Source organism: Klebsiella sp. HMSC16A12 (assembly GCF_001808265.1).
In the GTDB taxonomy this organism is placed as follows: Bacteria; Pseudomonadota; Gammaproteobacteria; order Enterobacterales; family Enterobacteriaceae; genus Klebsiella; species Klebsiella pneumoniae.
Window position 1 is genome coordinate 116,440 of record NZ_KV792611.1, and the last position, 21,661, is coordinate 138,100.

Genomic DNA, 21,661 nt, shown 5'->3' on the forward strand with positions numbered 1-21,661 from the left:
TGCGGGCGGCTTTGTCTTGTCGGAGAGAAATAATGTCTGCATTAGGTCACACCCGGGCACACTGGAGCGGCGTCCTGGCGATGACGCTCTGCGTATTTGTGCTCATTGCCTCAGAATTTATGCCGGTCAGTCTGTTGACACCCATCGCGGGTGATTTACACATTACCGAGGGATTAGCCGGTCAGGGCATTGCGCTTTCTGGCGCGCTGGCGGTACTGACCAGCCTGACGATATCCCGTCTTACCGGATCGCTGGACCGTAAATGGCTGCTGCTGGGGCTCACGGCGTTGATGGCAGCCTCTGGGGTGATTATTGCCCTGGCGTCCAGTTTCCCGGTTTATATGCTGGGCAGAGCGCTCATTGGGATCGTCATCGGCGGCTTCTGGTCGATGTCGGCGGCAACGGCCATTCGGCTGGTGCCGCAACGCCAGGTCCCCCGCGCACTGGCCATCTTTAACGGCGGCAACGCGCTGGCCACCGTTGTGGCAGCGCCGCTGGGCAGCTACCTGGGGGCCACCGTCGGCTGGCGCGGCGCCTTTTTATGTCTTGTCCCGCTGGCGGTGCTGGCCTTCGTCTGGCAATGCATTAGCCTGCCGTCGATGAAAAGTCCGCGCGCACCACAGCGGCAGGGATCGGTGCTGCGTCTGTTCCGTCTTTCTACGCTATCCCTGGGATTGCTGGCCTGCGGACTGTTCTTTATGGGACAGTTTACCTTATTTACCTATGTGCGACCGTTTCTGGAGACGGTGACCCAGGTCAGTCCTTCTGGTCTGTCCCTGATATTGCTGACAATGGGTATCGCCGGTTTTATCGGCACGCTGCTTATTACGACCGTTCTGAATGCCCGATTTTATCCGACGCTGGTGGCTATCCCGTTGTTAATGGCCGCAATTGCCGGAACGCTTCTGCTGGCCGGACACCACACGGGATCGGTCGCCGTACTGTTAAGCCTGTGGGGCCTGCTGGCGACGGCGGCGCCCACCGGCTGGTGGACATGGATTGCGCGGACGCTGCCCGAGGATGCGGAGACGGGCGGCGGGCTGATGGTCGCCGTGATCCAGCTATCGATAGCCCTCGGGTCAACGGTAGGCGGCCTGGTGTTTGATAGTCTGGGATGGCACAGCACTTTTGCACTGAGCGGTCTGTTACTGCTGGGCGCGGCAGGGGTGACTTTTCTGCTCTCTGTCAAAATCAGATCATCTCAGCGCACTGCGATTAATGAATTGAATGCATAAGTCAAATCAGGAATGACAGGCTAATCGTGACTGCGTTCCTGTCTTACCATGGTGTTTTAACAAGAGGGGAGCTTCACCGTGGAATATTCAATATTAAGTAACGCTCGCAAAATGCCGATGCTGGGTTTCGGCGTTTTCAAGGTGACCGATAAAGCGGAGTGTAAGCAGGCGGTGTTGAACGCCATTCGCACCGGTTATCGCCTCATCGATACCGCTGCCGTCTACGATAATGAAGATGCGGTGGGTGAGGCCGTGCGCGAAGCCATCGCCGAAGGTCTGTGTACCCGCGAGGCGCTGTTTATTACCTCCAAACTGTGGGTCCAGGACATGGCCAACACCGGGATGGCGAAAGCCGGGATTGCCGCGTCATTAAAAAAATCGGGCCTGGAATACTTTGATCTTTATTTGCTACATCAGGCGATGGGCGATTATTTCAGCGCCTGGCGTGCGCTGGAAGAGGCCTATGAGGCCGGTACCCTGAAAGCGATCGGCGTCTCCAATTTTTACCCCCATGTGTTAGCTAACTTCTGCGAAACTGTCAGAATTAAACCAATGGTGAACCAGGTTGAACTGCATCCTTATTTCGCGCAGCCCGCGGCGCTGGAAGCCATGAAGCATTATCACGTTCAGCCTGAAGCGTGGGCGCCGTTAGGCGGTGGCAGACATAATCCGTATCAAGATGCATTGCTTCGGGGGATCGCCGATGCGCACCAGAAAACCATTGCGCAGGTTGTTCTGCGCTGGAACGTGCAGCGTGGCGTCACGGTGATCCCTAAATCCACCCGCCAGGAGCGCATTGAAGAAAATTTTGCTATCTGGGATTTCGTATTAACAGATAACGAAATGGCGCAAATCAGCGCCCTGGATTTAGGCTATGTTGGCGAAGCGGTAAAACACTTCAACCCTGAGTTCGTTCGCGGATGTCTGGGGGTGAAAATCCACGACTGATTGCGGCATCGGCTGATTCGATATCCATCTCCTCGCCTGCGCTGCGGCGACGGGTTCAGTATGCTGGTTAGCGCCCACGCGTTTGCCGCGATGGTTGTCAATGCGGTAGTCGATCGTCACGGGCAGCTGACTGGTGACAGTTGATCCTCTGGCCGGTGACATGTCGGTTGGATGCTTCCGTCGCAGTGGCCTTTAAAGCGGCAGTCTCCCGGGAAATTTTCGCTGCCAATGACCGCGTGACGCTGCGCTTTATCGATGCGGGAGAGATCTTTCCTGCCGAACGCCTGGCGCTGGCGCGTAACGATGAGCACTTTGATGTCGATCCGTTAGCGGAAGGCGGCAGGGGCTTGCGGCTTATTCTGCGTGCGGTGGACTATTTTAATGTGGAAACTGGCGCCGGGGAGAACGTGACTACCCTGATAGAAGCGTTGCCTGATACCCGCCTAAGCCATGCCACCGACGATCGCTGCGGGTGAGGGAACAGATGTTGCCCCCGGGCGAATCACCGGGGAAATTTCCCCACCCGCGTTCACCGGCTTCATCATCTTATTGCTGTGCCTGGGCAGCGGAGTGCACGCCCAGGTGATGAGGACGGATGGTATCTAATGTCATCATGGCTGATTTGCAGAAAATGCATTTCGCACCAAAAGGGTTTTTTTCAGTGACGTCAAACTGGGACGTTCTGTACTGGGAGCCATGGCAGCATGGGCATCTAAAATGGATATGTTCGATCATAATGTAAACCTTGTATGGGTGATGTTCTGTTGAAAAGACAATGGTCGTTTCAGGAAAATTAACGCGGCTGATTTTAGTTGGTGGTAAGCCGGGTTTTGGGTCAGATGGCGGACATTTTAAGGAGCCGACAAGGATCTGACAGGGCCTGTTTACAGAAAAAGCAAACTACTAACGGGACTGCTCAAAGGACGGTGGTATTAGGGATAACGCCTGGAGATGAGAACACGTACTCAGATAATAACTTTTTGTCTGGTAAATCGACTCAACGATTAACGCACGTGCCGTGAATAATAGCAAACGTTATTTTAGCCTTCCGGATGCCTGCTGCGCCAGGGGAGGCTTCATCAGCGCCGTCACCCAGTCGATAAATACCTGTACCCGGGCAGAGAGCTGCCGATTACTGGGATAGAGCAGGGAGAGCGGGAGCGGCGCAGGGCGAAAATCGGCCAGCACTTCCGTTAACGCGCCCGACGCCAGATCGGCCTCAAGGCGGGGCAAGGGGGCCTGATACAGGCCAAAGCCAAGCCTTGCCGCTTCGGCGCCGACGTCGGCATCGGAAGTCAGCAACCGACAGGGCAAACTAACCTCGCTCTGACGGCCATCCTGGGTAAAGCTCAGCGGCAAGGTACGTTGCGTGCGCGATGAAACAAACCCGATCATCACGTGGCCCGTCAGTCCTTCAATCGTATGCGGGGTGCCGTACCGGGCGAGATAGGTCGGGCTGGCGCAGGTGATCTCCTGCAACCCGGCGAGCGGCCGGCAGATCATCTCGCTGTCGGGGAGATGGCCGCCGCGAATGACGCAGTCGACTCCCTCGCGAACCAGATCGACGTCACGCTCGCTTTCGCCGATCTGCAGCGTAATGTCCGGGTAGCGGGCGAGAAACTGCGGCAGTGCGGGCAGAAGCAGGGTCCGCGCCAGGTTGCCCGCCACGTCTACCCGAATGGTGCCGGAGATGCTCCCCCCGGCGCTGCGGTTGGCCTCCTCAAGGGCCGCCAGAATGGACACGCAGCGCTGATAATACAGCGAGCCTTCTGCCGTCGGCCGTACGTGCCGGGTGGTACGATGTAGCAGCCGCGCCCCGAGACTGACCTCCAACGCTTTAATAGCCGCGGTCGCTACTGGCCGGGAAACCCCCAGATCCGCGGCGGCGGCACTGAATGAGCCCCGTTCGACGATGCGCACAAACAAGGTCAGAGTATCCAGTTTATCCATGACATTGTTCCAGCTGGCAAAACTATCCTGTCGCCCAACGCGGTCTTATCGTCGGCATTCAGGGGCTTATAATCGCTCATGTTTTCAGCAGAGAGAAAAGGAGAAAACATGAACAATAGCGCAAAAATCGCCCTGGTGACAGGTGACAGGTGACAGGTGACAGGTGACAGGTGGCAGCCGCGGCCTGGGACGCGCGACCGTCGAAGCGCTGGCACAGCGCGGCGTAAATGTAGTACTGACCTACAAAACGCGTCTTGCCGAGGCGAACGAGGTGGTTACACGGGTTGAAGCACTGGGCGCCCGGGCGATCGCGTTGCCTTTCAGCGCCGGCGAAATCGACACCTTTGACGCATTTGTTAGCGCTTTTCAGGGCGCGCTGACGGAGCTGGGCGCCGATAAATTTGATTATCTGGTCAATAATGCCGGCAACGCCAGCGGCATGGGATTTCTTAACGCCACGGAAGCGGAATTCGATGCGCTGTATCGCATCCACGTGAAGAGCGTTTTCTTCCTCAGCCAAAAACTATTGCCGCTGCTGGCCGATGGCGGGCGAATAGTGAATGTCTCGTCCGGCCTCACCCGCATCGTGATGGCGAACCGGGCGCCCTATGCGATCATGAAATCCGCGGTGGAAACCCTGACTCGCTATATGGCGTTTGAGCTGGGCAGTCGCGGGATCACGGTGAACTGCGTGGCGCCCGGCGCCATCGCCACCGATTTCAGCGGCGGGGTGGTGCGGGATAACCCGCAGGTCGCTCAGGCGGTAGCGAACATGACGGCGCTGGGCCGACCTGGCCTGCCAGAGGATATCGGGCCGATGATCGCCTCGCTGTTATCCGATGATCATCGCTGGGTGAATGCCCAGCGCATTGAGGTTTCCGGGGGAATGCGCATCTGAGCGAAGAAAACCGGGGCTGTTTTCATCCGTAGTCAATCGATATGTCAGTGGATGCCGATATAGCGCGACGCTGTGGAGAGATAAGGAAATAATGATCTGCCGCGTTGCTCGTTAAATATTAGTGATTGACCTTATTGCCTGAATGCGCAAGATTATTGTTGAATAAACAGTCAATATGCTAAATATATTTAATGCACGTATGAAAGGATTTAAGATATGGATTTTGAAAATGAATTGACCAGTAAGATCCTTGATCCCATTCACGGCACTATTCGTTTGACGACACTCGAGATTGCCTTTATCAATCACCCCCTGTTCCAGCGCTTACGCAACATTAAACAGAACTCTTTTTTATATAAGGTGTTTCCCTCTGCGGTGCACAGCCGCTTCGAACACTCTCTCGGGGTGCTGCATTTATCAAGTGAAATACTCAATAATTTACGCCTGAATGCGATACGGTATCAAAAGAAATATGATGATGGCCATGTGTTTGGTCATATCGATCAGATACCAAAACAAAACATTCAGGAGTTGAGACTCGCTGCCCTGATGCATGACATCGGGCATGGGCCGGTGTCCCACCAGTTTGAGAGTTTTATGCCTGGTAAGCACGAATTCTCCGATGTTCTCCCCACAGCCTACCATTCAATCATTGATGTATTAAGCAAGCCAGAACAGAAAGTTGAACATGAACAGCTTTCGCTGTTGTTCAGCCTGATGATTTATCATGATCTGAGAAAACAAGGTAAGGTCGATGACGAAATAAATATCGAAAATGTGTTAAAAATCATCGAAAAAAGATACGGTGACCAACAGATCATTGAGGAAATTAATGGAAAGGCAACAGATATCCTGCCGTTAATGACCTCGATCATCTCTTCCTGTCCGATCGATGCCGACCGGATGGATTACTTGCTCAGAGATGGCTATTTCTCCGGCGTCAAGTGTGGCATCTACGATTACAATCGCTTGTTTATGTCAATTGTCCCGGTCGAGGAACAGGGAAAATTGTACCTTGCTTACAAAGAGAGTGGGATTGATTCGATCGCTGAGTTTATTGGGGCGCGCTCCAGCCTTTTCTCGCAGGTGTATTACCATAAAACAAACCGCGCCTTTGCGACGATGTTGAGCACATTATGTGAGATTATGCAAAGCAAGGATCCACAAAATGTCATTATCGCTGACGTTACCGACCGTATCGTTGACCATAGCGATGAAAGCTTCATCGACGCGCTGAAGGATTTTTATTTGGCGTGCAGTGATGATTATTTTTTGAATGACAAGGTTGGTGAATGGATAGATATCAGCGATACCGAGGCGGTTAATAAAAAAATACTTGATGACATTATTAACCGACACCCATGGTCGAAGGTCTATGAGGCCAAACACTCTGTGTATAAAGCTAACATCGCTGACAAGGAAAATAAGGCGTGGAAGAGTCAACTCACCGGGTTATTGACTTCTGTATTACAGCCTCATTTCAAACCACATGAATTTGCCGTTGATATTGTCTCTGACTGCGCCTTTAAAGACCTGGATAAAACCGAAGTTAAGCTTTTGGTGAAAGATCTTAAGAACCGCTACGAAATAAAACCGTTAATTGAATGTGGTGATAAGTTAAATCAGTATCAAATCATCAAATATTGCATTCGGGTATTTGTTGACCGCGATATCAAAGAACGCGTAACTCCTGAAATAACCTATAAAATCAATGATATAGTGGTCAAGCAGATCGCGTTGCTGAATTGATGATGCCCGTCAGGGCAGCGATAAATCTTTCAGGGGCTGGTTTTTTAACCGGCCCCTGAAGATAAGCGGTAAATCGTGGCGCATCCCCGCCATCGGCATAACATACAACAGCGCGTTTACCCGAGACTAAACACCGCGCTGAGGCATAGATTCCCGCAGGGGAGCGGGTGGCTCAACAAAAACGCCGGCTCAGTATGGTTATTCCGCCAGCAGGGCGGCGAATTTCGCCAGCCACTGTGGATGAGCCGGCCAGGCGGGGGCGGTAACCAGGTTACCGTCCACATGCGCCTGGTCGATACCAATATCCGCATAGTGCCCGCCGCTCAAACGCACTTCCGGGGCGCAGGCGGGATAGGCGCTGCAGGTGCGGCCCTGCAGAATACCGGCGGCGGCCAGCAGCTGCGGGCCGTGGCAGACGGCGGCGATAGGTTTACGCGCGGCGTCGAAGGCCTGTACCAGTTTAATAACCTCCTCGTTCAGGCGCAGATACTCCGGCGCCCGGCCGCCGGGGATCACTAGCGCATCGTAGTTCTCGGCCTTTACTGCGGCGAAGTCAGCGTTCAGCGTGAAGCGATGGCCCGGCTTTTCGCTATAAGTCTGGGCGCCGTCAAAGTCATGGATTGCGGTCATGACATAGTCGCCAGCGGCTTTATCCGGGCAGACGGCATCGACCTGGTGGCCAATCATCTGCAGTGCCTGAAAAGGAACCATCGTTTCGTAATCTTCGGCATAATCGCCGACCAGCATTAGGATTTTCTTGCTCATCTTTGTGTCTCGTTGTGGGCGAAAGGTGTCTTAGATATAGCCTGGCGACTTGCAGAATGCGAACCGTTCAGGATGCCGACGACGGTGTCGTGTGCGTCTTGTAACCGGGCTCATGTTTTTTTGCTAACGACAACTTTGTTCGACATCGCGCTGTGGCTCGTTATCCGCAAAAAATCGGTTTGTGGGGAGTAAGGGGAGCAGAAGAATATTGTTACCGTTTAGATTTCGCGCCAGCACTATTAAGCGTTCGCCGCGAAGGGGCAATCGGATGGAAGCCAGATATTTTCCCTCTGAGTAATTGATTGCGTTGTTACGCTAAATTTGCATAATGAGCGAATTATATTGCCCCGGTCGTCTCTATGGTTTCCTTTATTCATCCGCTTAATGTTTTAGCCCGCCTTATAGTATCCATTGCAAACATTCCTTTGGTGCATTATTTATTGAATTTATCATTGACTGTTGTTTCACATTTTAAATATTGATATTCATGGTGCTTTTATTTTCGTGGTGAAAGTGGGTGTTTATGAATAAATATAATTATTAGGTGGTTAAGTTGATCGGTAATCCATTTTTGCTTTATCATCGTCACGTTTCACATCAATATATCTTCAATAATTATTCCTTAAGGAAAGGAACTGCTATGGCTGATACGTTCCAGAATGAAGTCCCCAGGGCGCGCATTAATCTCAAATTATCTCTTCATACCGGCGGCGCGCAAAAGAAGGTCGAACTGCCGCTGAAGCTGCTTACCATTGGCGATTTTAGTCATGGGAAGGAAAACCGGCCTTTATCGGAAAGAGAAAAAATCAACGTCAATAAAAATAATTTTAACAGCGTACTTTCGGAATTTAGCCCGGAAGTTAACCTCTCGGTGCCGAATACGCTGGCCGGCAATGGCGAAGAGGAGAACGTCAGACTGCGTTTTACCGACATCAAAGATTTTGAACCGGAGCAGGTTGCCCGGCAAATTCCGCAACTCCGCGCCATGCTGGCGATGCGTAATTTATTACGCGATCTCAAATCCAATCTGCTCGATAACGCCACTTTCAGAAAAGAGCTTGAGGCAATCCTGAAAGATCCGGCGCTGTCCCAGGAATTACGCGACGAAATGAGTGCGCTTGCCCCGAAATAAGTGCGGGGCAAGTCTGTTAATGGATTAACCGGGAAAATGCTAATGTCTGTTACCACAGAAAACGCCCCTGTTCAGGGGCAAACCACGCTGCAGGAAAACAGCGCGGGCGAGGGCGTTTACGCCTCGCTGTTTCAAAAAATTAATCTCACCCCGGCGTCTCGCCTCGGGGATATCAACGACTTTCTGGACGATGCCGCGCTCTCCGAGGCGCCGGCGGCGGAACGTCTCACCGCGGCGATGCAGGTGTTTATGGAACGCATCCGTCAGTCCGGCCAGCGGGTGGAAAAGCTCGACAAAACGCTGATCGACCACCATATCGCCGAGCTGGATTTCCAGATAAGCCGTCAGCTGGACGCGGTGATGCACCATCAGGAGTTTCAGCAGGTCGAATCCCTGTGGCGCGGCCTCAAACAGCTGGTGGACAACACCGACTATCGGCAGAACGTCAAAACGGAGATCCTCGACGTCGCCAAAGACGATCTGCGCCAGGACTTTGAGGACGCGCCGGAGCTTATCCAGAGCGGCCTCTACTGGCACACCTGTACCGCGGAGTATGACACTCCCGGCGGCGAGCCGATCGGCTCGGTGATCTCGGCCTATGAGTTCGACGCCAGCCCGCAGGATGTGGCGCTGCTGCGCAATATCTCCCGGGTTTCTGCGGCCGCCCATATGCCGTTTATCGGCGCCGTCGGCCCGGCCTTCTTCCTGAAAGAGACCATGGAAGAGGTGGCTGCCATTAAGGATATCGGCAACTACTTCGATCGTGCGGAATATATCCGCTGGAAGGCGTTTCGCGAAACTGACGATGCCCGCTACATCGGTCTGGTGATGCCGCGCGTGCTGGGTCGTCTGCCGTACGGTCCGGACACCGTGCCGGTGCGCAGCTTCAACTATGTCGAGCAGGTGAAAGGTCCGGACCACGAAAAATATCTCTGGACCAGCGCGGCGTTCTCCTTCGCTTCCAATATGGTGAAGAGCTTTGTCAATAACGGCTGGTGCGTGCAAATTCGCGGTCCGCAGGCCGGCGGCGCGGTGAAAGATCTGCCCATCCATCTGTACGATCTGGGCACCGGCAACCAGGTGAAAATTCCTTCCGAGGTGATGATCCCGGAAACGCGGGAGTTTGAGTTCGCCAGCCTGGGCTTTATCCCGCTGTCGTACTACAAAAATCGCGATTACGCCTGCTTCTTCTCGGCCAACTCCGCGCAGAAACCGGCGCTGTACGATACCGCCGACGCCACCGCCAACAGCCGTATCAACGCGCGTCTGCCTTATATCTTCCTGCTGTCGCGCATCGCGCACTGCCTGAAGATGATCCAGCGCGAGAATATCGGCACCACCAAGGACCGGCGTCTGCTGGAGCTGGAGCTGAACACCTGGGTGCGGAGCCTGGTGACCTAAATGACCGACCCCGGCGACGAGCTGCAGGCCTCCCATCCGCTGCGCGATGCCAGCGTGGTGGTGGAAGATATCGAGGATAACCCGGGCTTCTTCCGCGTGAAGCTGTACGCGGTGCCGCACTTCCAGGTCGAGGGGATGGACGTCAATCTGTCGCTGGTTAGCCAGATGCCAAAGGCGAAGGCGTAGGTTCGGACGATGATGAAAACGGAACGTCCGTTGTGGGGCCGGGGCATTATGGTGTCGCCTCAGCATTTTCAACAGCAGGCTGCGTATGCAGCCTGGACTGCGGAAGTGATTGCCCGGATGGGTCTTAACCACCCCTGGGGAGTGGTTGAGGCGACCTTCGAACCAGAGATGCTCAAACTGGGCCGCCTGCAGGCTCACAGGCTGCAGGTCCGGTTCCAGGATGGCACGATGATTGATACGGACAATGCCGATGCGCTGCCGTCCGCGCTGTCGCTGGACGGCGCGTCCGGCGAGGCGGTGATCGTGCTGGCGCTGCCCCTGATGCAGGCGAATGGCGGCAACTGTCTGAAGCCGGAGGAGGTGGCCGAAAGGCCGGTGCGCTTCCGGCAGCGCTGGCGCGATGTCCGTAACCAGTTTGGGGATGATACCCGGCAGATTGCCGTCATACAGCCGGAGCTGACCCTCCGCTTCGCCCACCAGGACAACAGCGATTACCTGACCTGTCCGCTTGTTCGCCTGCAGCGGGACTCGCAGGGGGCCTGGCTTATCGACGAGACGTTTCTCCCGCCGCTGCTGCAGATCCAGGGCAGCCGCTGGCTGGCGACGCAGCTTGAACAGCTGCTCGTCCAGCTCCGGGCTCGTCTGACGCGCCTGATGGCCATGCGTCGCGAAAGCAATGAACGGATGGCTGATTTTGCCGTAGCCGATGTCTCTCTGTTCTGGTTGCTGAATGCGCTGAACAGCGCCGAACCGGTGCTGGGGTACTTTCTGCGTTACCGGCAAAGCCCGCCGGAACGCCTCTACCCGGAGCTGGTGCGCCTGGCTGGTAGCCTGCTGACCTTTTCGCTCACCCATCAGGCGAATGCCGTCCCGATCTATCAGCATGACCAGCTGAACGCGGTTTTTCCGCCGCTGTTTGATTTACTGAGCGACCTGCTGGAGGCGAGCCTGCCATCGCGGGTGGTGGCGATTGCGCTGGAGCATGATGTCCGGCTGCACTTCTGGCAGGCGCGTCTGCACGATGCCCGGCTGCGGGTAGGGGCTGATTACTACCTGTCGGTTCGTTCGTCGGTACCGGTCGCCCAACTGCAGGAGCAGTTTCCGCGCCAGTGCAAAGTGGGCAGTCCGGATCATGTCAAAGCCATCGTCAACTCCTCGCGGACAGGGGTGCCCCTCACGCCATTGCGTCATGTGCCGGCGGCGATCCCGCTGCGTCTGGAAAATCAGTATTTCAGCCTCGATGTGTCCCACCCTCTGGCAACGGAAATGCTGCAGAGCGGCACCTGTATGTTTTACGTCCCGGGGATGCTCGGTGAGCCTGAACTTGAACTTTTTGCGGTACTACGAACGTGAATGAGCCTAAACGCGGCAACGCCGCGTCCATTGATATTGATGCGCTGCTGCAGAACACCTGGCTGCAGGTTATCAGCCTGCGCCACGGCCCGCAGTTCCGCGATGAGGAAGGGTACACGCTATGGCAGCGCTGTATTGCTGATGTCGAGCGCGTGCAACATGAGCTGAAGGCGAGCGGGCTTGATGACGCCAGCTGTCAGCATATTCTCACCGCCCAGTGCGCGCTGCTCGATGAAGCCGTGAAAGGGCGCGGCGTGGAGGATGAGGCCTGCCTGCAGTGGTATGACATTCCGCTGCAGGGGCACTTCCTCGGCACCATGGACGCCGGCGACACCCTGTGCGAGCGGATGCGTGATGTGTTGCGTGAACCGGCGCCCAACCTGGCCGTGGTCACCTGTTTTCAGCGGGTGATGCTGCTGGGTTTTATTGGCAGCTTTCGCTCCCTCCACGACCCCGAGCGCCTGAAGCTGGTCAACGCGCTCGGTGAGCGTGTTCCTCCTTTTCAGTGCCCGGCTACCGCTCCCGTACTGGTAGAGAGTCGCGCCGGCCTGGGGATAAGCGGCTGGCTGGCCCCATGGCCGGTACGTATTGGCCTGAGCGTGGTGGTGGTACTCGCCCTGTGGTGGGGGCTCAACCACTGGCTCGATCACCTGCTGCTGACCTTGTTACCGGGGGAGGTGAAATGAGCCCCGCGCAGCAGCGTGGGCTGGCGCTGTGGGCCAGTCTGCTGAGTGCGCTGGTGTGCCTGCTATTTTTGCCGGTTCCCCGCTGGGGGGCGTGGCTCATTCTGCTGGTCACGCTGGCCCTGATCATCGGGATCTGGCGCATCGCCAGTCGTCGTACCGGACGTAACGTCGCATCAACCCTGGCCCCTCTCCCGGAGGGCGCTTATCGCCAGCCGGTGGTCCTCGTTTGCGGCGACCTGCCGTGTGTCTGGCCGCCAGCGTCACCGGTGCGAGTGGTCAAACAGGGCTGCTGGATCCGCGTTGAAAAGACGGAGGAGCTGCAGCAGGTCGCGCGCCAGGTATTGAGCCAGCGGCCGGAATGGGGGCCTCAGCTGTCGGTGCTGCTCTGCGTCTGCCCGCAGCGGCATGCGCAAAGCGATGCGCTGACCAGCGCTCTGCTGGCCCTGCGCTGGCAACTCAGCCAGCTGCGCCAGCAGATGGGGTATGCCGTACCGCTGGCGCTGCAGGGGCAGGTGGGCAGCGCGATGAGTCGCGACCTGTTGTGGCAGGCGGCGATACCGGGTGAAGCGGTGAAAGTCTGGCAGCCCTCCTGCGCCCCCTGTTCCGTACCGGCCTGGGTAAGCGCCGGCGGGGCGGCCGCGCTGGAGCAGCAGGTGCTGATGAACAGCCTGATGGGCTGGTCTGAACAGCACGTCTATGCCGTGTTGACGGAAGAGAATACCGACCTGCCACCTCTGACCCCTGCGGCCGTGCTGTGGGGCCTCGGGCCCTCGCTGCCCGGAAGTCTGGCATCGTCGGCCTGGACGACGTGGTTATCCCGACATAGCGGCCTGTCGCGGGTAGCTGGCTGGCAGCCAGATGAGAGCGACACCGGGGACGCTTCAGCTTTGCCGGAATTCATCCTGCCGCAGTTACCGGCGGGACGGGGACTCACGCCACGAGGCAGGGCCTGGCGCGCGGCGCTCGCGATTTTCACCCTCGCGGCTGTCGCCGCGCTGCTCAGCAGTGGCTGGAACAATCGACAACTGCTGCAGCGCGTGGGCGTCGATATTGCCCGTTATGAGCGGATTGCGATGGATGATTATCGACCAAAAGCCAGCGCTGTCAGGGTGCTGCGTGAAGATGCCGCGCTGCTTGATAGCTGGGCGCGTAACGGCGTCCCGCTGCGCCTGAGTCTGGGCTTGTATCACGGGGAGCAGATTCGCCTGCCGTTGCTGGAGGCGATTCGCGGTTACGTGCCGCCTCCGCCGCCGCCCAGGCCGGTGCAGCGCGTCGCGCCGAACGTCATCCGCCTTGACAGCATGTCGCTATTCGATACCGGGAAATGGGTACTGAAGCCTGGTTCGACAAAGCGGCTGGTCAGCTCGCTGATGGACATTAAGGCCAGGCCCGGGTGGCTGATCGTGGTGGCGGGTCACACCGACAGCGTGGGTGAGGAAAAAGCCAACCAGCTATTGTCGCTGAAACGTGCGGAATCGGTCCGCGACTGGATGCGCGATACCGGCGACGTGCCGGACAGCTGCTTTGCCGTTCAGGGCTATGGCGAAAGCCGACCAATTGCAACAAACGATACGCCGGAAGGCCGTGCGCTGAACCGTCGTGTCGAAATCAGTCTGGTGCCGCAGGTAGACGCCTGCCGGTTACCGGACCAACCCTCTGCGTCATCCCAGGATGATGGCGCTTCACTACACAATGGAGAGTAATTCCATGGCAATTCCTGTTTATCTTTGGCTGAAAGACGACGGCGGCGCGGACATTAAAGGGTCTGTCGACGTTCAGGATCGTGAAGGCAGTATCGAAGTGGTGGCCCAGGAGCATAACCTGTACATCCCGACCGATAACAACACCGGCAAACTGACCGGCACGCGTATTCATACGCCGTTCCTGTTCACCAAGGAGATCGACTCCTCCAGCCCCTACCTGTACAAGGCAGTGACCACCGGCCAGACCCTGAAATCCGCTGAGTTCAAGTGGTACCGAATCAACGATGCCGGCCAGGAAGTGGAGTATTTCAATACCAAACTTGAGAACGTCAAGGTGGTGAAAGTGAATCCCCTGATGCACGACATCAAAAACCCCGCCTACGAGAAGCACAACCATCTGGAACAGATTGAGCTGCGCTACGAGAAGATCACCTGGACCTATAAAGACGGCAACATCATTCACTCCGATAGCTGGAACGAACGCGCCACCGCGTAATTGCCCGTCATATTTCGCGCCGCTGGCGCGCAGGCGACGTTCGCTCATCCCGGCCGCATCGTTATCTCTGCGGCCGGGGATTATTGCGGGCGATCGCCTGATGCGGGCAGCGTTTCTCTGCCCGCCGTTTTTTGCTGAACGCCTGAGATACGGGTTCTCAGCAAAGAAAAACACAATCTGTCTGCCTGACCTTGTGCGCTTGGGGTTCCTGTTCAGGAACAGCGACGGGCGGTAGCGTGTCCGGAAACAATAAGAGAGGATCTCATGGAAAATCCAGCCAGCCTGTTACGCCGTCTTAATCCCTGCTGTGCCCGCGCAATGGAGGGGGCGGCCTCCCTGTGCCAGACCCGGGCGCATGCCGAGATCCTGCCTGAGCACTGGCTGCTTAAGCTGCTGGAACAGGGGGAAGGCGATCTGACGGTGCTGGCGCGGCGCTATGAATGGGATATGGATGCGCTGTGGCAGGATCTGCTGAGCTGGCTGGATAAACAGCCGCGCTCGGTACGTCATCGTCCCCAGCTCTCTGACCATACCCTGAGGCTGATGCAGGAGGCCTGGCTGATTGCCTCTCTCAGCGGCGAAGCGCAGATCCGCAGTGTTCACCTGCTGATGGCGCTGGTTGAAAAACAGAATCTGATCCAGTGCGATGGCCTGTGGCCGCTGTTAACGCTGGGCCAGCGTCAGCTGGAACGCCTGCGCTCCTTGCTGGATGCCCAGTCCGACGAACGTCCGCCAGCGCAGCAGGAAGCGGCGCTGGCGCAGCCCCATGGCGGGGACGTGGAATTTGTGGGGCGTCCTGCGGGCAGCGAACTGAATGCGGATGGGCTCAACCCGGCGCTGCAGAACGCGCTGGACAAATTCACTCTCGACGTCACCGCCAAAGCCAGAGACGGCCAGATTGACCCGGTGTTCGGACGCGACACGGAAATCCGCCAGATGGTGGATATTCTCTCCCGTCGGCGAAAAAACAACCCAATCCTCGTCGGTGAGCCGGGCGTGGGCAAGACCGCTCTGGTGGAAGGCCTGGCGCTGCGCATTGCCGAAGGCAACGTCCCCGACGCGCTGAAGCCAGTGTCGGTGCGCACCCTTGACCTCGGTCTGCTGCAGGCCGGCGCCGGGGTCAAAGGCGAGTTCGAGCAGCGGCTGAAAAATATCATTGAGGCGGTACAGCAGTCGCCTTCGCCGGTGCTGCTGTTTATCGACGAGGCGCACACGATCATCGGTGCGGGTAATCAGGCGGGCGGCGCGGATGCCGCCAACCTGCTGAAGCCGGCGCTGGCCCGGGGCGAACTGCGGACTATCGCCGCCACCACCTGGAGTGAATACAAGCAGTACTTCGAGCGCGACGCCGCGCTGGAGCGCCGCTTTCAGATGGTCAAGGTGGATGAGCCGGACGACGACACCGCCTGCCTGATGCTGCGCGGCCTGAAGTCCCGCTATGCCGACCACCACGGCGTGCATATCACGGATGATGCGGTGCGCGCCGCCGTGACGCTGTCACGACGCTATCTCACCGGTCGCCAGCTGCCGGACAAGGCAGTGGATTTACTCGACACCGCTTCCGCCCGCCTGCGTATGAGTTTGGATACCGTGCCTGAGCCGCTGACCCGCATGAAGGCGCAGCTCACCGCGCTGGCAATGGAGAAGCAGGCGCTGCTGGAAGATATTGCGCTGGGCAACAGCGCCCGCGGCGATCGGCTGGCGGCCATTGAGCAGGAGGAGATCCGCCTTATTCTGGCGCTGGATACCTTTGAAACTCAGTATGGTCAGGAGCTGCAGCTGACGGAAGCGCTGCTCGCCTGTCGCCGCGATATCTCCCGCCAGGCGGAAATTAGCGATCTTCAAACCGCGCTTATCGCCGTCCAGCAGGGCAATCCGCTGCTCGGGCTGGACGTCGACGTCCGCACCGTGGCGACGGTGATTGCCGACTGGACCGGCGTGCCGCTCTCCTCGCTAATGAAAGATGAGCAGACGGAACTGCTGAGCCTGGAAGAGAGTCTCGGCAAACGGGTGGTTGGCCAGGAGGCGGCCCTGAGCGCTATTGCCCGGCGCCTGCGTGCCGCGAAAACCGGCCTGACGCCGGAGAACGGTCCGCAGGGGGTGTTCCTGCTGGTCGGACCGAGCGGCACCGGCAAAACGGAAACGGCGCTCGCCCTGGCCGATGCGCTGTTCGGCGGCGAGAAAGCGCTGATCACCATCAATCTCTCCGAGTACCAGGAGCCGCACACCGTCAGCCAGCTGAAGGGTTCTCCGCCGGGCTACGTCGGCTACGGCCAGGGCGGGATCCTGACCGAGGCGGTGCGCAAACGCCCCTACAGCGTGGTGCTGCTCGATGAGGTGGAAAAGGCCCATCGCGATGTGATGAACCTGTTCTACCAGGTCTTCGACCGGGGGGTAATGCGCGACGGCGAGGGGCGTGAAATCGACTTTCGCAACACCGTGATCCTGATGACCGCCAACCTCGGTAGCGACCTCCTGATGCAGCTGCTGGATGAACAGCCGCAGGCCAGCGAATCAGACCTGCACGAGCTGCTGCGCCCGGTGCTGCGCGGCCACTTCCAGCCGGCGCTGCTGGCCCGCTTCCAGACGGTGATTTACCGTCCGCTGCCGGCGGGAGCGCTGCGCGCCATTGTCGGCATGAAGCTCGGGCAGGTAAGTCAGCGTCTGGCTTGCCATTACGGAATCACCACCACCCTCAGCGAGAGCCTGTTCGACGCGCTGACCGAGGCCTGCCTGCTGCCGGATACCGGCGCCCGTAACGTCGACAGTCTGCTCAATCAGCAGATCCTGCCGGCACTGAGTCAGCAGCTATTGAGCCATATGGCGGCGGGGCAGAAACCGCGCCAGGTGACGCTGGGGTATCACGAAGAGGAAGGCGTCGTGATGGCGTTTGACGAGGGGACAATATCCGATGAGTAGCGTGAAATCGTTGTTGTTCAGCCATAACCACCACCTGCTTTCGGTGAAGGGATGTGAAGCCGGGCTTGATGTGCTGGCCTTCGAGGGCGATGAAGCCCTGAGCCAGCCGTTCCGCTACCGTATTGAATTCACCAGCGCAGACCATGCCATCAGCAAAGAGATGATGCTGATGAAGGCAGCCTCCCTGACGCTGCAGGCGCCGGTGGCTCAGGGCTTCGGCATCAATGTTCAGCAACCCGTGCGGGTGATCCAGGGCGTGGTGACGGGGTTTGAACGGCTCAGTACCTCCAGGGATGAAACGCACTACGCGCTGACGCTTCAGCCGCGCCTGGCGCTGCTTAACCGCTCGCACCAGAACGCCATTTACCAGGACCAGTCCGTTCCGCAGATTGTGGAAAAAATCCTCCGCGAGCGCCACGGCCTGCGCGGTCAGGATTTTCTGTTCTCGCTGACAAAAACGTATCCGCGCCGCGAGCAGGTGATGCAGTACGGCGAGGATGACCTGCGCTTTATCACCCGGCTGCTGGGTGAGGTGGGGATCTGGTTTCGCTTTACCGCCGACACGCGGCTGCACATCGACGTCGCTGAGTTCTGCGACAGTCAGCAGGGCTATGAGAAGGGGCTGACGTTGCCTTCGGTCCCGCCGTCAGGGCAGCAGTCGGCCGGGGTGGACGCGGTGTGGGAGATGGCATGCCGCCACCGCGTCGTGGAGCAGCAGGTCAGTACCCGCGACTACAACTACCGCGAGGCGACGGCGGACATGAACGCGCAGGTGGATGTCACCCGCGGGGAGACCACCACCTTTGGTGAGGCTTACCACTGGGGAGATAACTACCTGACCGCGGGGAATGTCCATGACCGCCATCCGGCGCCGGAGTCCGGGGCGTTTTACGCCCGTCTTCGTCATGAGCGTTATCTGAACGGCCAGACCCGGATGCAGGCCACCACCAGCTGCCCGACGCTCTGCCCGGGACAGGTGCTGAAGGTCACCGGCGGAGAGGAGGTGGCCGGGGAGTTTGCTGATGGCGTGCTCGTCACGGCGATGCACAGCCACGCCCGGCGCGATGCCGACTTTGCGGTGGAGTTTGCCGGCATACCGGACAGCCCGGACGTCGGCTACCGGCCTGAGCCCGGCGCGCGTCCGGTGATGGCCGGGACGCTGCCGGCCCGCGTGACCAGCACCCGGGAAAACGACACCTACGGGCATATCGATAAACACGGACGCTACCGGGTGAATATGCTGTTTGACCGGGCGCGCTGGGAAACCGGGTTCGAGAGCCTGTGGGTCCGCCAGTCGCGGCCGTATGCCGGAGACACCTACGGCCTGCACCTGCCGCTGCTGGCCGGGACGGAGGTGGCGATTGGCTTTGAGGATGGTAACCCTGACCGGCCGTATATCGCGGGCGTGCTGCACGACTCGGCGCACGGCGACCACGTCACCATCCGCAATGACAAACGTAACGTCCTGCGCACCCCGGCCAACAACAAAATCCGCCTCGACGATGAGCGCGGGAAAGAACATATCAAGGTCAGCACGGAGTACGGCGGTAAAAGCCAGCTGAACCTGGGGCACCTGGTGGACAGTGACAGGCAGCCGCGCGGCGAAGGCTTTGAGCTGAGAACCGACAGCTGGGGAGCTATCCGGGCACAGAAAGGGATATTTATCAGCGCGGACGGACAGGCGCAGGCTCAGGGGCAGGTGCTGGCGATGGAGCCGGCGGTCAGTTTGCTGAAAGGTGCGGTGAATCAGGTCACGGAATGGGGAAGCATTACGCAAACCCATCATAATGTTATCCCAGACACCGGCCCATTAAGCGCACTGACCACAGGCGCCAGCGATCTTAAACAGCCGACATTGCTGATGTCGGCCCCGCAGGGGATTGCCGCAGTCACGCCGGAAACAACCCTCCTGCACAGCGGTAACGGGCTGTATCTGCAGAGCCTGGGAGAGGTCAACATCACCACGGCACAGCGCTGTTCTCTGAATGCCAGCCAGGCTATTTCACTGCTGGCGCAACAGGAGGGGATGAGGCTGTTCTCCGCCAAAGGTCCGCTGCAAGTAGAGTCGCACGGCGATATTCTATCGCTGACCGCGCTAAAAGATATCACCGTCCAGTCAACCCAGGGGCATCTGCAGTTGACGGCTAAAAATGGCATCACCCTGGGTTGCGGCGGCGCATATATCCGTCTTACCCCGCAGGGAGAGGTACAGATCCACGGACCGGGGGTGATTAGCCTTAAGGGGCAGCATGATTTGCAGGGGCCGGTCAGCGAGGAGTTTCCCTTGCCTGAGCTACCGGCATCGGTGTGTAAAGAGTGCCTTAAAAAAGCCCAGGCGCTGGCGCAGGGCTTCGTGCCGCGGGAGGCATAGATGACCAGACAATGGATTGAGGAGGTCGCCGGAACCTGTCGGGCTTTCGGAACGGATTATCTGCATGTCATTATCGATCAGGCGGGGGTGGATTTTTCCGTTATTCCGGCGCTGAATTCGCTGTCAGTTGAGTGGCAGTCGCTTTTTCATGGACTTCCGGAAGCATTTATTGTCGATGATGCTCCGCTGGTGGCGCGCTTTACGCTTGATGATCTTGAGCAAATGTGCTGGTTACAGGATATCAGCCAGCAACTTGCCAGCCAGGCGCCGCTGCTCCTGTTCTGCACGTACTGGCCCTTTTCGGCGCTGGCGAACTGGCTCACGCAGTGCATGGATATTCTGCAGGAAGGGCGCAGTGGAATTTTACGCTTTTACGATACCCGGGTATTTCCGCTGTTGTTTACGCACATTCTCAGTGACGAGCAGCAAGAGCCATTGATGCGTCCGGCCCTGTTCTGGGCGTGGCAGGATCTTGACGGCCAGGCGAAAGGCATCAAAGGCAGTGGTCTCCCACCGGAACGCGATGAAAAGGCGCCAAAAATAGAACTCAGCGATCGCCAGCTCGAGCATCTGATGTGTATCAGCGATGTCATCGTCATGTTGTCGCACTGTGCTCCGCCTGCGGGCATGTTTGACTCGAGACAGTCACTATTTTCGGCCTGTTACCAGGGCATGGTGGAGGCGACACGCCAGGACCTTCTTCTGGATGACGCTCGTGAAGACTGGGTAATGAAGAAGTGGCTTGCCGACGTAAAAACCAGTGAGAGACTTTCAGAATGAAAAGCCTGGTCTGGCTGAGTACCCCCTCTCTTCATTACCCTCAACCCGACAGGGAGAGTCCGATGAAATCTGCATTAATCAGCCCGCTGCTGGCGGGTCTGCTGCTGTTAACCAGTTGCACACAGCCAGCCGCACAGGCCGGCGGCGGTGGCGGCACCATTGACGCCATCAACCACACAAAATGGGCAATTAACCACTTCAGTATCAATGGTCAGTCGGGCATCGATTCAATAGGCCCGTTTCAGGGGGGCGGAGGCGGCTGCTGCTTCAGCGTGCCCGCCCGCTGGACGCCGGGTATGACGGTGCGCGTTGACTGGGAAACCGGGGTGGGTGATACAGAAGGTTCCCCTGGCTTTGGTAATGATGAAAAGTACCTTGCCTGGGTTAAGAAAATGAAGGCTCAGAACCGTCAGCACAGCAAAACCGTCCCGTTGCCCGACTATAACGGCCAGGATGTGTGCGGCATTACGGTGCACTTTTTACCCTGCGATGACGTGAAGGTGACCACCAGCTGCTGGTCACCGAGAAATGCGAACTATCCGATAAAAGAGCCCGTCAGGATGAAGGAGCCGGCCGTCTGTCCGGAGTAGCATGCCTCCGTTTCCCCTGGATTGCGTCACCCTCACTTAATTACCCTCAACCCGACAGGGAGAGTCCGATGAAATCTGCATTAATCAGCCCGCTGCTGGCGGGTCTGCTGCTGTTAACCGGCTGCGCGCAGCCTGCCGCACAGGCCGGAGGCGGCGGTGGTGGAACAATAAAAGCCATCAACCACACCAAATGGGCAATCAACCACTTCAGTATCAATGGCCAGTCGGGCATCGATTCAATAGGCCCGTTTCAGGGGGGCGGAGGCGGCTGCTGCTTCAGCGTGCCCGCCCGCTGGACGCCGGGTATGACGGTGCGTGTTGACTGGGAAACCGGGCAGGGTTCATCCGCGGGTTTCCCGGGGTTTGCTGATGAGGCGAAATACCTTGCCTGGAAAAAAGGGATTGATGCCCAAAAGAGGCAGCACAGTAAGACCGTCCTGCTGCCCGACTATAACGGCCAGGATGTATGCGGCATTACGGTGCACTTTTTACCCTGCGA

17 protein-coding genes and 2 pseudogenes are annotated in these 21,661 nt (G+C 57.9%); 16 read left to right on the forward strand and 3 right to left on the reverse strand.

Features of this window, described 5'->3' with window-relative positions; genetic code table 11:
- Positions 1 to 32: 32 nt before the first annotated feature.
- The 3 genes and pseudogenes from HMPREF3140_RS13800 to HMPREF3140_RS13815 all read left to right on the forward strand — a co-directional run.
- Positions 33 to 1,235: an MFS transporter gene (locus HMPREF3140_RS13800; RefSeq protein WP_004179500.1), complete on the forward strand. Its 1,203-nt coding sequence runs from the start codon at positions 33 to 35 to the stop codon at positions 1,233 to 1,235.
- A gap of 78 nt (positions 1,236 to 1,313) precedes the next feature.
- On the forward strand, positions 1,314 to 2,183 hold the full coding sequence (locus HMPREF3140_RS13805) for an aldo/keto reductase (RefSeq protein WP_032411383.1): 870 nt from the start codon (positions 1,314 to 1,316) through the stop codon (positions 2,181 to 2,183).
- Positions 2,184 to 2,395: 212 nt separating this feature from the next.
- Positions 2,396 to 2,659, forward strand: a pseudogene (locus HMPREF3140_RS13815) (ATP-binding protein); the annotation flags it as partial.
- A 70-nt stretch (positions 2,660 to 2,729) separates the two neighbouring features.
- On the opposite strand, the gene HMPREF3140_RS27405 reads toward HMPREF3140_RS13815, so the two are convergent.
- Positions 2,730 to 2,918: a cold shock small protein YmcF gene (locus HMPREF3140_RS27405; protein WP_004176439.1), complete on the reverse strand. Its 189-nt coding sequence runs from the start codon at positions 2,916 to 2,918 to the stop codon at positions 2,730 to 2,732.
- A 300-nt stretch (positions 2,919 to 3,218) separates the two neighbouring features.
- A complete protein-coding gene (locus HMPREF3140_RS13820; protein WP_004176438.1) occupies positions 3,219 to 4,133 on the reverse strand; it encodes a LysR family transcriptional regulator in 915 nt (304 codons plus the stop codon).
- Between the two features lie 163 nt (positions 4,134 to 4,296).
- Here HMPREF3140_RS13820 and HMPREF3140_RS13825 point away from each other — a divergent pair, with 163 nt between their 5' ends.
- Positions 4,297 to 5,031: an SDR family NAD(P)-dependent oxidoreductase gene (locus HMPREF3140_RS13825; RefSeq protein ID WP_015958240.1), complete on the forward strand. Its 735-nt coding sequence runs from the start codon at positions 4,297 to 4,299 to the stop codon at positions 5,029 to 5,031.
- Positions 5,032 to 5,247: 216 nt separating this feature from the next.
- Entirely contained in the window at positions 5,248 to 6,780 is a 1,533-nt protein-coding gene (locus tag HMPREF3140_RS13830; RefSeq protein ID WP_070553008.1) for an HD domain-containing protein, read from the forward strand.
- Between the two features lie 198 nt (positions 6,781 to 6,978).
- Here the strand turns inward: HMPREF3140_RS13830 and HMPREF3140_RS13835 are convergent, their stop codons facing one another.
- Positions 6,979 to 7,545 carry a DJ-1/PfpI family protein gene (locus HMPREF3140_RS13835; protein ID WP_004190556.1) on the reverse strand — a complete coding sequence of 189 codons (567 nt, stop codon included), beginning with the start codon at positions 7,543 to 7,545 and terminating at the stop codon, positions 6,979 to 6,981.
- A gap of 640 nt (positions 7,546 to 8,185) precedes the next feature.
- On the opposite strand from HMPREF3140_RS13835, the gene tssB reads away from it, so the two are divergent.
- From tssB to tli1 (HMPREF3140_RS13895), 11 genes and pseudogenes are all read left to right on the forward strand, one after another.
- Complete coding sequence (tssB, locus tag HMPREF3140_RS13845; protein ID WP_004176434.1) at positions 8,186 to 8,677, forward strand: type VI secretion system contractile sheath small subunit; 492 nt, start codon at positions 8,186 to 8,188, stop codon at positions 8,675 to 8,677.
- Positions 8,678 to 8,719: 42 nt separating this feature from the next.
- Positions 8,720 to 10,264, forward strand: a pseudogene (tssC, locus tag HMPREF3140_RS13850) (type VI secretion system contractile sheath large subunit).
- A 9-nt stretch (positions 10,265 to 10,273) separates the two neighbouring features.
- Positions 10,274 to 11,617 (forward strand): type VI secretion system baseplate subunit TssK, encoded by a 1,344-nt coding sequence (gene tssK / locus HMPREF3140_RS13855; RefSeq protein ID WP_165454736.1) that lies wholly within the window; start codon positions 10,274 to 10,276, stop codon positions 11,615 to 11,617.
- Positions 11,614 to 12,303: a type VI secretion system protein TssL, short form gene (gene tssL / locus HMPREF3140_RS13860; protein WP_004176431.1), complete on the forward strand. Its 690-nt coding sequence runs from the start codon at positions 11,614 to 11,616 to the stop codon at positions 12,301 to 12,303. The genes tssK and tssL overlap by 4 nt, the downstream gene beginning before the upstream one ends.
- Positions 12,300 to 14,006 carry an OmpA family protein gene (locus HMPREF3140_RS13865; protein WP_032411388.1) on the forward strand — a complete coding sequence of 569 codons (1,707 nt, stop codon included), beginning with the start codon at positions 12,300 to 12,302 and terminating at the stop codon, positions 14,004 to 14,006. The genes tssL and HMPREF3140_RS13865 overlap by 4 nt, the downstream gene beginning before the upstream one ends.
- Positions 14,007 to 14,010: 4 nt before the next feature.
- Positions 14,011 to 14,502: a type VI secretion system effector Hcp gene (gene hcp, locus HMPREF3140_RS13870; protein WP_002902160.1), complete on the forward strand. Its 492-nt coding sequence runs from the start codon at positions 14,011 to 14,013 to the stop codon at positions 14,500 to 14,502.
- Between the two features lie 264 nt (positions 14,503 to 14,766).
- The gene (gene tssH / locus HMPREF3140_RS13875) at positions 14,767 to 17,421 is read left to right on the forward strand and encodes a type VI secretion system ATPase TssH (RefSeq protein ID WP_032411390.1); all 2,655 of its coding nucleotides are present in this window, start codon (positions 14,767 to 14,769) and stop codon (positions 17,419 to 17,421) included.
- A gap of 1 nt (position 17,422) precedes the next feature.
- A complete protein-coding gene (locus tag HMPREF3140_RS13880; protein WP_074195518.1) occupies positions 17,423 to 19,792 on the forward strand; it encodes a type VI secretion system Vgr family protein in 2,370 nt (789 codons plus the stop codon).
- Positions 19,793 to 20,572, forward strand: a complete 780-nt coding sequence (locus HMPREF3140_RS13885; RefSeq protein ID WP_032411394.1) for a DUF4123 domain-containing protein — start codon at positions 19,793 to 19,795, stop codon at positions 20,570 to 20,572.
- A gap of 62 nt (positions 20,573 to 20,634) precedes the next feature.
- On the forward strand, positions 20,635 to 21,162 hold the full coding sequence (tli1, locus tag HMPREF3140_RS13890; RefSeq protein ID WP_070553009.1) for a T6SS immunity phospholipase A1-binding lipoprotein Tli1-KP: 528 nt from the start codon (positions 20,635 to 20,637) through the stop codon (positions 21,160 to 21,162).
- Positions 21,163 to 21,230: 68 nt separating this feature from the next.
- Positions 21,231 to 21,661 (forward strand): T6SS immunity phospholipase A1-binding lipoprotein Tli1-KP (gene tli1 / locus HMPREF3140_RS13895; RefSeq protein WP_070553010.1); only part of this gene is annotated, 431 nt, incomplete at its 3' end.